Source organism: Saccharothrix algeriensis, from assembly GCF_016907655.1.
GTDB classification, from domain to species: Bacteria; Actinomycetota; Actinomycetes; order Mycobacteriales; family Pseudonocardiaceae; genus Actinosynnema; species Actinosynnema algeriense.
The window spans coordinates 6,453,261-6,468,097 of the sequence record NZ_JAFBCL010000001.1 but is presented as its reverse complement, the minus strand read 5'-3'; the positions used below and the strand labels follow the sequence as shown (position 1 = coordinate 6,468,097).

Below are 14,837 nucleotides of genomic sequence, written 5' to 3'. Positions count from 1 at the left end.
GCGGGAGGAGCGGTCAGACGCCGGTGGTGGAGCGGATCCACGCGCGGACGGCGGGCACGCTGCTGTACTGCTGCGTGGAGCTGCCGTCGGCGGTGGAGGCGACGCCGACCTGGAGGCCGTTGTACATCTGCGGGCCGCCCGAGTCGCCGGACCACGCGTTGCCGTTGATCCGGGAGGTGCACAGGGCCTGGCCGCCGTAGTAGTCCCGGCAGATCGAGTTCATCCGCACGTTGGCGGTCTTGAGCTGCGCCGACACCGGGCCGCTGCGGCTGGTGTAGCCCCAGCCGTAGATCTGGTTGGTGGTGCCGTTGGCCGGGTTGGTGTCGGCCAGCCTGGAGTACTGGCTGGTCTGGATGGGCGCGCTCAGCTGCAGCACGGACACGTCGGCCTGCGGGTGGTTGACGTACCGGCTGACCGTGCCGGGCGTGCCCTGGGCCCGCAGGACGTTGCCGACCCGGACCGTCAGGCCGGAGCCGACGCAGTGCTTGGCGGTGAGCACCCACGTCGGCGCGATGATCGTGCCGGAGCAGGTGAACGAGCCGCTGCGGTAGACCGCCGCGGACCACGGCGCCGACGACACCAGCGTGCCGCCGATGATCATGGGTGAGACGTCGTCGCGCCGGTCGGCGCTCGCCGGGCCGGCGGTGACGGCGGTGACCGCGCACAACAGCGCGCAGGCCAGGATGAAGGGACGCATGCAGGGATCTCCTCGTCCACTAGGCAGGGGGGACAGGCGAGAGTCAGGATGGAGCGCCCGCCGCGGGGTCGGAAACGGGGAATTCCCGCTCCCCGCGCAACACGGCCGCCAACTGGGTGCGGTTGCGCACTCCCAGCTTGCGGTAGATGCGGGTCAGCGCCCCCTCCACCGTCTTGACGCTGATGCTCAGCCGTCCGGCCACCACCGGGTTGCCGGCGCCGCCGGCGACCTGCCGGGCGATCCTGGCCTCGAACCCGGTGAGCAGGGCCCCGCCGGGGGTGTCGCCCAGCAGCACCGCCGCCCGGTCGGCCCACCTCGGCGCGCCGCTGTCGGCGAACACCTGCCGGGCCTGCTCCAGCAGCCGGCGGGACGCGCCGCGGCGCTTGCGCCGGCGCTCGACGACGCCCAGCGCCAGCAGGCTGCGGCCCAGCTGCAACGGCTGGCACAGCTCCCGGTGGACCTCGACGGCCGCCCCGAGGGACCGCTCGGCCGCGCCGAAGTCCTTGAGCGCGAGCCGCAGCAGGCCGTCGGCCCGGTCGAGCGCGGCCACCACCCCGCGCCTGCCCAGGCGCACCGCGCAGGCCCGCGCGCCGCCGATCACCCCCGCGGCCTCCGCCAGGCTGCCCACCGCGACCAGCGGCTCGGCCAGGTCCGGGCGGACGGCGAACACCGCGGGGTCCACCACGCCCATGTCCAGTTCGAGCCGCACCGCCCGGCGCAGCGGGTCGACCGCGGCCACCGGGTCGCCGGCGGTCAGCGCGGCCAGCCCCTGCGCGTGCAGGTTGCGCACCAGGGAGGAGCGGTCGCCGTCGGACTCGGCGCGGACCGCCCCCCGGCGCGCGAGGGCCTCGGCCGCCACCGGGTCCCCGCCGTAGGCTTCGGCGAGCGCGGCCCCGTAGCAGGCCAGCGGCACGTCCGACCCCAGGGCCTCGGCCAGCCGCAGGCAGTCCGCCGCCCGGCGCAGCGCGCTGCCGCACCGGCCCATCGCGACCAGCACCTCGATCACCGCCCACGTCATGCCGACGACCTCCGACAGCGCGCCGCGGTCGCCCGCGTGGTCGAGCAGCGCCGTGAGGCGCCGCGCCGCCGCCGGCAGCCGGTCGGCGAACAGGTCGAGGCGGGCGTCCACCCACAGCGTGCCGTCGTGGGTGGCCGCCATCCGCTCGGGCACGACCCGGCGCGCCAGGTCCAGGGTCGCGGGCGCGGTGGGGTCGCCCAGGGCGGTCTGGCACAGCGCGAGCGAGCACAGCGACATGGCCTCGGTGGGCAGGTCCCCGGCGGTCCTGGCCAGCAGCACGGCGTCCGCGAAGTGCCGGAGGGCCTCCCGCAGGTCGCCGCCCAGCGCGGAGTGCACGGCGAACCGGTGCTCCACCGGGGCTTGCAGGGCGGCGTCGCCCCTGGCGCGCGTCAGCGCCTCCCCCACGATGCCGCCGGCCGCCGTCCGCGCGTAGCGGACCGCGTCGACCATCACCAGCTGGGCGCGCACCCGCAGGTCCCTGGGCACCGCGGGCGAGCGCAGCACCTCCTGCGCCAGCGCGGTCGCCGTCTCGTGCCGGCCGGCCACCAGCGCGTCGCCCGCGGCCCGCAGCCGCCGCACGGCCGCCCGCGACGGGGCTCCCGGCGGGGTGCGCTCGGCGGCCAGCGCGCCGAGCTCCGCGGCCCGTTCCAGCGCGCCCCGCCGGCGCGCCTCGCCCGCGGCCCGCAGCAGCGCCGCGGCGGTGGGCTCATCGTAGCCGGCCACCGAGTGCGCCCGGTGCCGCACCCGCTCCACCGGGTCCGCCGCGGCCACCGCCAACCGGGAGTGCGCCGCGCGCACCTCGTCCGGTGGCACGACCAGCGGCAGGGCGGCGGCGACGAGCGGCTGCCGGAAGCGCACCCCGCCGTCGGGTCCCACCGAGACCAGCGGGCAGCCCGCCAGCTCCCCGGCGGCCCGCTCGTGCCCGCAGTGGACCAGCAGGCGCAGGGTCGGCCGCTCGGCCAGGGCGGCGACCAGCAGCGCGGACCGGGTCCCGGCGAGCTGCTCGGCCAGCAACCCGGCCACGACGTGCCGCAACCGGGCGGGGATCCCACCCGGGGACCTGCCCAGCTCGATGGCGTACAACGGGTTCCCGCCGGCCAGGTGCACGTCGACCCGACCGTGCCGGGCCATCAGCTCCGCGGTCGCCGCGGCCGGCAGCGGCGGCACCTCGACCACTTCGCCGCACCACCGGGCCACCGGCTCCCTCGCCGCCACGAGCACCCGCGTCCCCGCCCTGGCCGCGGCGAAGGCCAGCACGCGCGCCGACGCGTCGTCCACCCACTGCCCGTTGTCCAGGACGACCAGCGGCGCCGACTCGCGGAACGCGGTCAGCACGGCGTGCCGCAGGGCCAGCGGGTCGGGCTCCCCGTCCCGGCGCCGCAGCGCCCGGTCCACCGCCTCGCGCTGCGGCGCGGGCAGGTCGACCCGGACGTCGGCGAGCAGGTCGGCCAGCACCAGGTGCGGGATCAGCCGGTCGGCCGCCACCGGGCTGCTGCGCAGGACCGGGCGCCCCTCCGGCGCGGCGGCCTCCACGACGGCTTCGAGGACAGCCGACTTCCCGATCCCGACCGGCCCGTGCAGCAGCACGCACCCCCGCGCGAGCGCGGCCCGCGCGGTGGCCACCAGGTCGTCACGACCGAGGAGATCCATACCGAGCAGACCGTAGTGCCGCGCCCACCACGCCCTCTACGGCCGGTAGTCCGGTCTTCCGCGGCGCGAGCGGCCCTCACCGCGGCCGGACCGCCCGTCGCCGGGTGATCCCGCCGATGCCCGGCGAGGTGTCCTGAGCAGCGAAGAGTTCCCTTTCGGGCAAGGGAGGTGCTGCCACACTCGCAGGCACATCTCCTGAAAGGACCATCATGGGATTCTTGCGGAGAACGATCGCCGTGCTGGCCGTGGCCACCGCCGGCATCCCGACCGCGGCGTCGGTCGGCGTCGCGGCGGCGCAGCAGGCGGCAGGAACCGCGGCGGCAGCCGCCCCGAGGTTCACCAGGGTCGACACCGACGCCGAGGGCGAACCCGAGTCGGTGGGCGGCCAGGAAACGGGGTTCCTCGCGTCGTCCGGCAACGGCCGGTACGCGCTGTTCGCGGCGCGCACCGACAGCAACATGATCCCCGAAGCGCACCGGACGTCCCGGGGACTGGGCCACTACCTGGTGCGCAAGGACCTGTGGTCAGGCGCGATCACCCTGGTCAGCGTGGACGAGAACGGCGCACCGCTGGTGGCCGACTGGCGGACCGGCGCGATGAGCCCGGACGGCACGGCGTTCGCCTACGGCACCGGCGACAAGGAGGAGCCCTCCCTGTTCCACCGGGACCTGGCGTCGGGCGCCCGACGCGTCACGACCCTGCCGTGGCGGTGGTACATCGAGCACATCCGCCTGTCGGCCGACGGCCGGTGGCTGACCTGGGCCGGCCTCGGCGAGGAGGGGCACAACGTCATCAGCCGCCACGACGTCACGTCCGGCGAGACGACCGAACTGCTCAAGTGCAACGACCCGTTCGACGGCTGCACCCGCACCAGCGGCATGGGCGTGTCCGACGACGCCACCAAGTTCCTGATCAAGTACCAGCCGCAGCGCGGCGAAGCCCTCCGCTCCACCATCCTGGACACCACCACCGGCGAGCTGCGCGCCTTGCCGGAGGACGTGGGCCACACCCTGAGCGGTGACGGCAGGTGGATCTTCTACGCCGTCCGGTCGGGCGAGTACCGCTTCGAGCTGAAGAAGCTCTCCACCGCACCCGGCGCCACCCCGGTCGTGCTGCGGACCTGGGAGGAGGACAGCCTCACCTGGTCGGTGGGAGTGCGGTCCACCAACCCCACCGGCACCCTCGTCGGCTACTACTGGCTCAGCCGCGATCCGAACAACTTCGCCGCCAGCCGCACTTACCTCTATGACCTGCGAACCGGCCGCGAAACCACCCTCCCCGAACCGCGCAGGGGCGTCGCGGACGTCATCGGCCCCCACCTCAGCAGGGATTCCCGAATAGCCGTGGTGAAGGAACGGTGCCCCTGGACCACCGACTGCGGCCCAATCGGCTGGTACGCCATCCGACTCTCCGACCTGCACCCCCACCACAACTGACAGCAGGCCCGCACATCCGGTTTGCGCTTTTGGACCTTCGGCACGCCCCGTGCAGCCCGGTGCCTTCGTGTTCTCCCCGTATGGCCTGCCCGGAGGGCTACCATGCTTTCTTGGGGGGTGCAAGCACGCTTTTCGCTTGCACCCCCCAAGAAAGCATGGTCGTCTTTGACAGGTCATGCGGGGGGAACACGACCGCTGTTTCTTTTCCTTCTCCTTGGCGGCCTGCCTGTCCGGCGAGGACTCTTTAAAGCTCTTTAACTTAGATCCGTACCGCGCCAAATATTTCCTGGATCGGTGCGCGATCTCAGTATGAAGAGCGGCCGGGAGGCCCCCAAGGAGGAGGGAAGTGCGTCGTTTTCTCCCCGTACGGCCTGCCGGAGGCAATCATGTTTTCCGGGGGGCGTCAAGCGAAGAGCGTGCTTGACGCCCCCCGGAAAACATGATTGGGCTGCGCCCAGGCCGTACGGGGAGAACACGAGGCACACGGCTGCGCTGAAGCGCCGCCGCGCGGAGCGCGGCCTGAGGCGAGAGCTGAAGCGCCGCCACGCGGAGCGCGGCCTGCTGGAGCTGAAGCGTCGCCGCGAGAGGCGCGGCTTGCGGTGCGAGCTGAAGCGCCGCCGCGCGGGGCGCGGCTGAGGCGAGAGCGTCCTCGACGCCACGGGGTGGTTTGCGGTCGTGGTCGATCGCGGCTACCCTGGCATCGTCCCGGTGGATGTTGGCCAAGCCTCCCACGGGATGTCTCCCAGGTTCGGACCCGCGTTCCGCGGTGTTCGCCTTCGCTCGGTCCCGTGTGCGCACGGCCCGCCTCCGTCCGGAAAGGACACACCCCCACGATGACGTCGACCTTGTTGCGAGAAAACGAAATCGGGACCGCGACGACCACCAGCGGTCTCCTCGACACCCACGGTTCCGCCGCCTGGCTGCGCACCAGCGGCTACTTCGCCGCCCCGGAGGACGTGAGCGTCCCGCCGTTCCTGGTGGAGCGGTTCGGGTTGCGCCGGGGCGACCTGGTGGCCGGCGCGGTCGGCGAGGGGCGGGGCAGGCAGCGACCGCAGCTCGTGCGCGTCGACGAGGTCAACGGCCGGCCGGCCGCGGACGGCCTGCGGCGTCCCGACTTCACCGACCTGGTGCCCGTGCACCCGTCCGAGCGGTTGCGGTTGGAGACCGGGCCGGACGACCTGGTCACGCGGGTGGTCGACCTGGCGATGCCGGTCGGCAAGGGGCAGCGGGCGCTGATCGTCGCCCCGCCCAAGGCGGGCAAGACCACCGTGCTGAAGGCGATCGCGCGCGGCATCAGCCGGAACAACCCGGAGTGCCACCTGATCACGGTGCTGGTCGGCGAGCGGCCCGAGGAGGTCACCGACCTGCGCCGCAGCGTGCCGGGCGAGATCGCCGACTCCACCTTCGACCGCTCCCCCGCCGACCACGTCGCGGTCGCCGAACTCGCCGTCGAGCGCGCCAAGCGCCTGGTGGAGGAGGGCTGGGACGTGGTGGTGCTGCTCGACTCCCTCACCCGGCTCGGCCGCGCCTACAACCTCGCCGCCACCGGGTCCGGCCGCATCTTGTCCGGTGGCATCGACTCGCGGGCGCTGCTGCCGCCCAAGCGGTTCCTCGGCGCGGCGCGCAACGTCGAGGGCGGCGGTTCGCTGACCGTCTTCGCCACCGCGCTGGTCGAGACCGGTTCCGCCGGCGACACCCTCATCTTCGAGGAGTACAAGGCGACCGGGAACGCGGAGCTGAAGCTCGACCGCAGGACCGCCGACAAGCGGGTCTTCCCCGCCGTGGACCTGGAGCACTCCGGGACGCGCCGCGAGGACCTCCTGCTCTCCCCCGGGGAGCTGGCCGTCACCAACGCCCTGCGCCGCGCGCTCGACGGCCGGGAGGTCGACGTCCTGCTCGACGGCCTGCGCAAGACGCGCACCAACCACGAATTCCTCTCCCGGCTGACCGAGGGCTGACGGCGGTCCGGGCGGCAGGCGGGGCCGACCGCCCGGACCGCCGGGTCACAGGTCCGCGAGCCGCGGCACGAGGGGCGCGGCGACCCGCTCCGCCCACGCCGCCGGCGCGTCGCCCGGCGGCACGAGGATCACCGTGTCGACGCCCAGCCCGGCGTAGTCGGCCACGTCCCGCAGGAACCCGTCCGCGCCGCCGACCCCGGGAGCGGCGCGGTAGGTCAGGGTCTTCTCGATCGCCGAGAAGTCGCGCCCGAGCGCGTCGCAGTGCCCGCGCAGCACGTCGAGCTTGTGCCGCACCTGGTCCTTGTCCCCCGCGAACAGGTTGCACGCGTCGGCGTACCGGGCGACCAGCCGCAGCGTCTTCTTCTCGCCGCCACCGCCGACGAGGATCGGCGGCCGGCGGATCGGCTGCGGCGAGCACAGGGTCTCGGCGAGCCGGTAGTGCTCGCCCTCGAACGGCCCGTCGTCCTCTGGGTCCCACATCTGCAGGCAGATCCGCAGCGCCTCCTCCAACCGCTCGAACCGCTCGGCGAGCGGTGGGAACGGCACCCCGAGCCCGAGGTGCTCCCGCTCGTACCAGGCCGCGCCGATCCCCAGCTCGGCCCGGCCGCCGGACAGCACGTCCACAGTGGACACGATCTTGGCCAGCAGGCCGGGGTGGCGGTAGGTGACGCCCGTGACGAGCAGGCCCAGCTGCACGGCGGAGGTGTGGGCGGCGAGGAAGCCGAGCGTCGTGTACCCCTCCAGCATCGGGTCCGTCGCCGGTTTGACCCGCTCCATCTGGAAGAAGTGGTCCATCACGGACAACCGCGCGACGCCCGCGGCGTCCGCGGTCCTGGCGACCTCGGCCAGCTCCGGCGCGATGCCGGCCGGGCCGGCGGGAACGGTGAACTCGGTGATGTGAATACCCAGGCGCACGCACCCAGCCTAGGAGCCGGGGCGCGCTCCGGCACGGGGACGAGCGGTCAGCCGGTCCCCCGACAGGCGTTCACCAGCGCCTCGCCGTCGGACACGACCTTGTCGCTCAGGGCGAGGAACTGCTCGACGTCCCCCGTCAGGGCGTGGCCGATCGCGGTCGTGAGGTCGGTCGCCATCGTCTCCAGGGCCGAGCGGACGGCGGGGTCGGTGACCACCCCGGCCGCGGCGGCCAGGGCGGTGGCCAGGTGCCGCGCGCCCGCCACGCGGGCGGCCCAGCCCCCGTCCTCCGGCAACCGGTTGAACGCCTCGATGCCCTCGACCACCCGGGCGCACCCGGCGGCCGGCGAGCCCGTCGGCGACCGGGGCGGGGCCTCGGCGGGCGCCTGCGCGGCCGGGGGCGGCGTGGTCGGGAGGGCGCTCGGGTCGGGGAACAGCCCGGTCGCCGCGTTCAGCACCCGGACCGGGCCGGCGGTGACGACCGCCAGCGTGGCCAGGAGGATCACGGCGGCGGCGACCGTCGGGCCGACCGACCCGCGGCGGCGGGCCCGGCGAGCCCGCGCCGGCGTGGCCGTGCGGCCGACCGCCGTGGGGCCGACCACTGTGCGGCCGGCCACCGTGGGGCCGACTGCCGTGCTGGTGCCCGGTGTGCGGCGAAGGGCGGACGTGCGGCGAAGGGCGGACGTGTCGTGGGCGGCCAGGGACGTGCGGATCGCTTCGGGCAGCCACGGGCCCGGCGGCGGGCGCCCGCCCGCCCGCTCGGCGACCAGCGCCAGGACCTCGGCCGGCGACGGCCGTTCGGCCGGGTCCTTGGCCAGGCAGCGGGTCGCGATGGCGCGGACTTCCTCGGGGCAGTCCCCGGTGTCGGGCGGTTCGCCGAGGATCCGGAAGAACAGCGCTTCGCGGTTGCCCTCGCCGAACGCCGGCCGGCCCGCGGCCGCGAAGACCGCCAGGTGGCCGAGCGCGAACACGTCCGCGGCCGGCGTGACCGGGCGCCCCCGCACCTGCTCGGGCGCCATGAAGGCCGGCGTGCCCAGGCTGGCCCCGGTCCGGGTCAGCGACGTGGCCGCCGCGGCGCGGGCGATCCCGAAGTCGATGACCCGCGGGCCGTCCTCGGCGAGCAGGACGTTGGCCGGCGTCAGGTCGCGGTGCACGATGCCGCGGGCGTGCACCGCCGCCAGCCCCTCGGCGACCCCGGCCACCAGCCGCAGGACCGCGGCGGGCGGGAGCGGGCCGTGCTCGGCGACGGCCTGCCGCAGCGACGGTCCGGGCACGTAGGCGGTGGCCAGCCACGGCAGCGCGGCCAGGGGGTCGGCGTCCACCAGCGGCACGACGCCCGCGCCCCGCACCCGGCGCGCGAGGGCCACCTCCTGCGCGAAGCGCCGCCGGAACTCCTCGTCCTCGGCGTGCTCGGCCCGGACGACCTTGACCGCCAGCGCCCGCCCGCCGGGGCCGAACGCGAGGTACACCCGGCCCATCCCGCCGGCGCCCAGCCGCGCGCGCAACGCGTACCCGCCGACCACGCGCGGGTCGTCGGCGGTGAGCGGGGCGAATCCGCCGGACATCCCACTCCCCCGGTGCTCACCTGGTGCGGACCTCTCCGAGCAGTGTAGGGCGCTGCGCCCCGGCGGCTCCGCAGTTCGCGGGGCACGTCCCACCACCGGGGCCGGCCCTCCCGGCGCCGCCGGGCTCAGGTGGTGGTCCAGCGCCCGCGCAGCCACAGGCTGACGTAGACCAGCCCGACCAGCACCGGGACCTCGATCAGCGGGCCGACGACGCCCGCGAGCGCCTGCCCGGAGGACACGCCGAACACCCCGACCGCCACGGCGATGGCCAGCTCGAAGTTGTTGCCCGCGGCGGTGAACGCCAGGGTGGTGGTGCGCTCGTAGGACAGGCCCGCCGCCCTGCCCAGCAGGTAGCCGCCGACCCACATCACCGCGAAGTACACCAGCAGCGGCAGCGCGATGCGGGCGACGTCCCACGGGCGCGCGGTGATCCGGTCGCCCTGCAGGGCGAACAGGACCACGATGGTGAACAGCAGGCCGTACAGCGCGACCGGGCCGATCCTCGGCAGGAACCTCGACTCGTACCAGTCCCGCCCGCGGACCCGTTCGCCCAGCCTCCGGCCGAGGTAGCCCGCGGCCAGCGGGACGCCCAGGAAGACCACCACGGACAGGGCCACCTCCCACGGCGAGAAGTCCAGCGACGTCGTGCCCAGGCCCAGCCACCCGGGCAGCAGGTCGAGGTAGAACCAGCCCAGCACGCCGAACATGACGACCTGGAACACCGAGTTCAGCGCGACCAGCACGGCGGCGGCCTCGCGGTCGCCGCACGCCAGGTCGTTCCAGATGACCACCATGGCGATGCAGCGCGCCAGCCCGACGATGACCAGCCCCGTGCGGTACTCGGGCAGGTCGGCCAGGAACAGCCACGCCAGGGCGAACATCAGCGCCGGGCCGAGCACCCAGTTCAGCACCAGCGACAGCGCCAGGGTGCGCCGGTCGCCGGTCACCGCGCCCAGCCGGTCGTAGCGGACCTTGGCCAGCACCGGGTACATCATCAGCAGCAGGCCCAGGGCGATCGGCAGGGACACCCCGGCGACCCGCACCGCGTCCAGCGCGCCCGGCAGGCCGGGGACGAGCCGGCCCAGCACCAGGCCGGCCGCCATCGCCACCCCGATCCACACCGGCAGCAGGCGGTCGAGCGACGACAGCCCGCGCAGGACGGCGGACCGGTCGGCGGCGGGGGCGCTCAACAGGCCCTCCGGGTCTGCTCGCCGGAGCGCGCCCGGTCGGCCACGGCGGCCAGCGAGGCGGCGGCCCGCTCCAGCACCTCGGGCACCAGCCGGTAGTAGGTGAAGCGGCCCCGCGGCTCGGCCTCGACCAGCCCGGCCTCGCGCAGCACCCTGAGGTGGTTGGAGATGTTGGTCTGCGTCGCCCCGGTCAGCTCCACGAGGTGGCAGGTGCACAGCCGCTCCTCGGCGAGCGACTCCACGATGCGCGCGCGCAGCGGTTCGGCGAGGACGCGCAGCACATCATCCTGTACTGATATCACTCGAGTATGATACATCATGCCCGGCTGATGAGCCGCCCCACCGACCGAGGAGACCCCGTTGAGCGCGATCCCCGAAGTGCTGTTCGTCTGCGTGCACAACGCGGGCCGCTCGCAGATGGCCGCCGCGCTGCTGGAGCACTACGCGCTGGGCCGGGTCGCCGTCCGCTCCGCGGGCTCCGCGCCCGCCGACGGGGTCAACCCGGCCGCCGCCCTGGCCATGGCCGAGCTCGGCCTGGACATCACCGCCGCGACGCCCACCAGGCTCACCGCCGCGGACGTCGAGGCCGGCGACGTGGTGATCACCATGGGCTGCGGCGACACCTGCCCGGTCTTCCCCGGCAAGCGCTACCTCGACTGGCAACTCGACGACCCGGCGGGCCTGGGCGTCGACGCCGTGCGGCCCATCCGCGACGAGATCGACCGCCGGGTCCGCCGCCTGCTGTCCGAGCTGCTCGACCCCCCGGCCTGACCGGTGGCCCGCCGGGCGCGACGGGCCACCGGTCCGACCGCGTCACCGCGCCGCGCGGTCCTCGGCGACGGCGGCCGGCGTCCGCCCCGGCGTGCGGAAGCGGGTCATCCCCGGCACCGCCAGCGTCGCCAGGCAGGCCACCAGCACCACGACCGCGGTGCCGACCAGCGCCGCCTGCATTCCGGCCGCCACGACGACCAGCGGCAGCAGCGCCAGCCCGAGCGGGCTCATGGAGTAGGAGACCATGAAGTCCAAAGAGGACACCCGGGCCCGCAGGTCCGGCGGGACCTCGCGCTGGACGGCGCCGAACCACGGCACGTTGAACAGCTCCATGCCCACCCCGGCCAGGACGTAGGCGAGCAGCACCGGCCAGGCCAGCGACGAGAGCGCCAGCGCCAGCGGGATGCCCGCGTACAGCGCCAGGCCCAGCACGGCGACCAGGCCGGGCAGCCGCGGCGTCCAGCGGGTCATGACCGCGCCGCCGGCCAGCGCCCCGACCGAGTAGCCGGTGAGCGCGGCGGCGTAGACGAAGTCGGTGCCGAACCGGTCGCGGCTGATCACCGGCAGCAGCACCATCTGGGACGCCTCCCCCGCGGCGAGCACGAAGACCAGCATCGCCAGGCCCGCCACGAACCACCGGTGGCGGCGGGCCTCCCGCACGCCGGACAGGAACTGCGCCACCACCGACCCCTCCGGGCTCCCGCTGGCGCCCCGGTGCTCGGGCAGCCCGCGCAGGGCGAGCGCGGTCAGGCACCACAGCGCGGCGGTGAGCACGAGCACCGCCGCGGGCCCGAAGCGCACCACCGCCAGCGTCGCCGCGCCGGGCGCGAGCACCAGCGCCAGGCGGAAGGTGATCGTGGACAGGGCATTGGCCGACTGCCGCTGCGGCTCGGGGACCAGGTCGCCGACCATCGCCTGGTAGGAGGGGCGGAACGCGCCCTCGCCCGCGCCGACGAGCAGGACGCACAGAGCGCTGCCCCAACCCGGCCCGGTCAGCGCCACCGGCAGCGCGAGCGCGGCGACCGCCCGCACCAGGCACGCCAGGACCATCGCCTTGCGGCGGGACCAGCGGTCGGCCAGCACGCCGCCCGGCACGGTGGCGACCACGAAGCCGACGGTCTTGGCCGCCAGCACCGGTCCCAGCGCCAGCGCCCCGGCGCCCCGGTGCACCAGCGCCAGCGTCACGGCCGCGGGCAGCAGGGAGACCGCCCAGGCGTCGGCGGTGTTGGCCAGCCACAGGCGGCGGAAGTCCGGGAGCGACCACGCCCCGCGCGGCGCGCGCCCGGTGTCGGTGGTCATGACCGCGGCCGTCCCGCCGCCGTGGGCAGGCGGTCGCCGGCCGACGCGTAGGGCGAGCCCAGCTGCTCGGCGAGTTCCGGCCGGTAGTTGGCCGTCTGCGCCGGCTGGACGCTGTACGGGGTCAGGCGCTCCACCCTGCGGTGCAGCTCCTCCGGCGAGGTGTCCGGGCTCAGCCCGTGCTCGGCCAGCCAGTCGTCGTTGTAGATGGTGTGCAGGTAGCGCTCGCCGCTGTCGGCGGCGAGCAGGGCGACCGAGCGGCCCGCGCCGTGCTGCCGGGCCAGCCGCAGCGCCACGCACAGCGCCGCCCCGGTCGAACCGCCGACCAGGACGCCCTCCGCGCGCGCCAGGACCCGGCAGGCGAGGAAGGCGTCCTCGTCGGAGACCTTGTAGACCGAGTCCAGGCGGGACAGGTCGTCGACGTTGGCCGGCGTCCAGCCCAGGCCCACGCCGGGGATGAGGTAGGAGTGCGCTTCGCCGCCGAACACCGTCGAGCCCACCGCGTCCACACCCGCCACGTGCACCTGCGGCGCGTGCTCCCGCAGGTAGCGGGAGATCCCGCCCAGCTGCCCGCCGGTGCTCACCGTGGCCACCACCGCGGCCAGCGCGGGACCGGACTGGTCGACCAGCTCCACGGCCGTGTCGCGGTAGTGGGCCTCGGAGTTGAGCGGGTTGAAGCACTGGTCGGGGCGGAAGGAGCCGGGGATCTCCCGGTGCAGCCGGTTGGCCAGGGCGATGCGGGTCTTGTGGTAGGAGCCGGTGTCGTCCTGCTCGTCCACGACGATCACCTCCGCGCCGAACGCGTGCAGCATCGCGAGGTTCGTCGCGGTGACCTTGGGGTCGACGATGACGATCACGCGGTAGTCGCGGGCCGCGCCGATCATGGCCAGCGAGATGCCGAAGTTGCCGGAGGAGGACTCGATGATCGTCCCGCCGGCCGCCAGCAGGCCGTCCTGCTCGGCCTTGCGCACGATGTGCCAGGCGGGCCGGTCCTTGATGCTGCCGCCGGGGTTGCAGCGCTCCAGCTTGAGGACCACCGACGCGTCGGACTCGTCGGTCAGGTGGCGCAGGGCGATCATCGGGGTGGCGCCGACGGTGTCCAGCACCGTCGGGAGGACCGCGGCGTCCGGGCCGGGGCCGGGGTGCGGGATGTGGACCATGTGGACTCCCAGGGATTTCCGCTCGGGACGTGCACGAGCGCAGGCGGGACGACTGCGAGCAGCGATCAGCGCGAGATGGGGCGCACGGGCACACGGCGACGGAAGATGCCCTCGACAACAGAGGGAAGAAGGACGTGGTGCGATCACGCTCGTTCCCGCACGACGGGCCGCCCGCCGCGCCGCACGACGGTCAGCGCGCGGTTTTCAGCGGGTCCCGGCGGCGGTCAGGGGCACGCGTGCCCGGTCCGACGCCGCACCGGGCGTCGCGGGGCGCACCACCGCGCGGGGACCGGTCAGGTCCGCGCGACGCACAGCGACAGCAGGATGACGCGCCCACCGGACAGCCCGGTCGAACGCGGCCGTGTTCCACCGGCTCCGCGCGCGACGCGGTGCCGCGCTTCGCCGAACGCGCCGAACGACAGGAGGAACCCCAGCGCGAGCAGCAGGTCCACCCCCGCCGGCAGTTCGCTGCCGAGGAAGACCGAGCACTCCGGGTGGTGGATCAGGACGCCACCGCCGTCGTCGTCACCGTGGTGGTGGTCGGCCGGCGGCGGCGTCGCCGCGGGGGCGGAGACCGCGGCGGGGACGACCTGGGCGACACCCGCCGGCCCGGCGTTCCCACCGGACACGCAGATCGCCAGGTACAGGTACGCGAAACCGGCCAGCAGCACCCAAGGCGCGAACCGCCTCAGCCACCGCTTGCTCCGCCGGGTCCCGAACCCACCTTCCACAATCACGTGACCATACTGAACGCGCAGCGCACGCGATACAGCTGATCGTCGGTACGACCGGTAATCCGCAAATGGCAACTGTCAATGCGCAACCGGAGAAACAACCGCACAATTCAGTCCACAGTGGACTTCCAGCTCACCGCCGCGGCGAGCCGCCGCACGGCGCTCCACGACCGGGCGGCACCAGGTGCGCACGGTAGCCCCGGCCGTCGCGGCACCGGGCGGCGGCTTCGACAGCAGGCAGCGCCCCCGGCGCAAACCTGTGCCTTCGTGTTCTCCCCGTATGGCCTGCCCGGAGGGCTACCATGCTTTCTTGGGGGGTGCAAGCACGCTTTTCGCTTGCACCCCCCAAGAAAGCATGGTCGTCTTTGACAGGCCACACGGGGAGAACACGACCGCTCTTCCTCCTCCTTGGCGGCCTGCCCGTCCGGCGAGGACTCTTTCCTCTCTTCCACC

At 74.6% G+C, this 14,837-nt stretch carries 12 protein-coding genes; 3 read left to right on the top strand and 9 right to left on the bottom strand.

Features of this window, described 5'->3' with window-relative positions; all coding sequences use genetic code 11:
- Positions 1-13 precede the first annotated feature (13 nt).
- Positions 14-697, bottom strand: coding sequence for a S1 family peptidase (locus JOE68_RS29055; protein ID WP_204845560.1), 684 nt, complete (start codon positions 695-697; stop codon positions 14-16).
- Positions 698-740: 43 nt separating this feature from the next.
- Positions 741-3,365, bottom strand: a complete 2,625-nt coding sequence (locus tag JOE68_RS29050; RefSeq protein WP_204845559.1) for an AAA family ATPase — start codon at positions 3,363-3,365, stop codon at positions 741-743.
- A gap of 218 nt (positions 3,366-3,583) precedes the next feature.
- Here JOE68_RS29050 and JOE68_RS29045 point away from each other — a divergent pair, with 218 nt between their 5' ends.
- Both JOE68_RS29045 and rho read left to right on the top strand, forming a co-directional pair.
- A complete protein-coding gene (locus JOE68_RS29045) occupies positions 3,584-4,801 on the top strand; it encodes a hypothetical protein (RefSeq protein WP_204845558.1) in 1,218 nt (405 codons plus the stop codon).
- An 848-nt stretch (positions 4,802-5,649) separates the two neighbouring features.
- Positions 5,650-6,759, top strand: a complete 1,110-nt coding sequence (gene rho, locus JOE68_RS29040) for a transcription termination factor Rho (RefSeq protein ID WP_307819966.1) — start codon at positions 5,650-5,652, stop codon at positions 6,757-6,759.
- Positions 6,760-6,804: 45 nt separating this feature from the next.
- Here the strand turns inward: rho and JOE68_RS29035 are convergent, their stop codons facing one another.
- The 4 genes from JOE68_RS29035 to JOE68_RS29020 all read right to left on the bottom strand — a co-directional run bounded on the left by JOE68_RS29035 (position 6,805) and on the right by JOE68_RS29020 (position 10,725).
- Positions 6,805-7,674 (bottom strand): LLM class F420-dependent oxidoreductase, encoded by an 870-nt coding sequence (locus JOE68_RS29035; RefSeq protein ID WP_204845556.1) that lies wholly within the window; start codon positions 7,672-7,674, stop codon positions 6,805-6,807.
- Positions 7,675-7,721: 47 nt separating this feature from the next.
- Positions 7,722-9,236, bottom strand: a complete 1,515-nt coding sequence (locus tag JOE68_RS29030; protein WP_204845555.1) for a serine/threonine-protein kinase — start codon at positions 9,234-9,236, stop codon at positions 7,722-7,724.
- 125 nt (positions 9,237-9,361) lie between these two features.
- Positions 9,362-10,426 (bottom strand): ACR3 family arsenite efflux transporter, encoded by a 1,065-nt coding sequence (arsB, locus tag JOE68_RS29025; RefSeq protein WP_275584751.1) that lies wholly within the window; start codon positions 10,424-10,426, stop codon positions 9,362-9,364.
- Positions 10,423-10,725, bottom strand: a complete 303-nt coding sequence (locus JOE68_RS29020) for an ArsR/SmtB family transcription factor (protein WP_307819964.1) — start codon at positions 10,723-10,725, stop codon at positions 10,423-10,425. Before JOE68_RS29020 ends, arsB begins: the two co-directional genes overlap by 4 nt.
- Positions 10,726-10,783: 58 nt before the next feature.
- Between JOE68_RS29020 and JOE68_RS29015 the strand changes: the two genes are divergently transcribed.
- Positions 10,784-11,194, top strand: coding sequence for an arsenate reductase ArsC (locus JOE68_RS29015; RefSeq protein ID WP_204845553.1), 411 nt, complete (start codon positions 10,784-10,786; stop codon positions 11,192-11,194).
- A gap of 42 nt (positions 11,195-11,236) precedes the next feature.
- Here the strand turns inward: JOE68_RS29015 and JOE68_RS29010 are convergent, their stop codons facing one another.
- From JOE68_RS29010 to JOE68_RS29000, 3 genes are all read right to left on the bottom strand, one after another.
- On the bottom strand, positions 11,237-12,493 hold the full coding sequence (locus JOE68_RS29010; protein WP_204845552.1) for an MFS transporter: 1,257 nt from the start codon (positions 12,491-12,493) through the stop codon (positions 11,237-11,239).
- Complete coding sequence (locus tag JOE68_RS29005; protein WP_204845551.1) at positions 12,490-13,650, bottom strand: PLP-dependent cysteine synthase family protein; 1,161 nt, start codon at positions 13,648-13,650, stop codon at positions 12,490-12,492. Before JOE68_RS29005 ends, JOE68_RS29010 begins: the two co-directional genes overlap by 4 nt.
- Before the next feature lie 293 nt (positions 13,651-13,943).
- A complete protein-coding gene (locus tag JOE68_RS29000) occupies positions 13,944-14,387 on the bottom strand; it encodes a hypothetical protein (protein WP_204845550.1) in 444 nt (147 codons plus the stop codon).
- Positions 14,388-14,837: the final 450 nt, after the last annotated feature.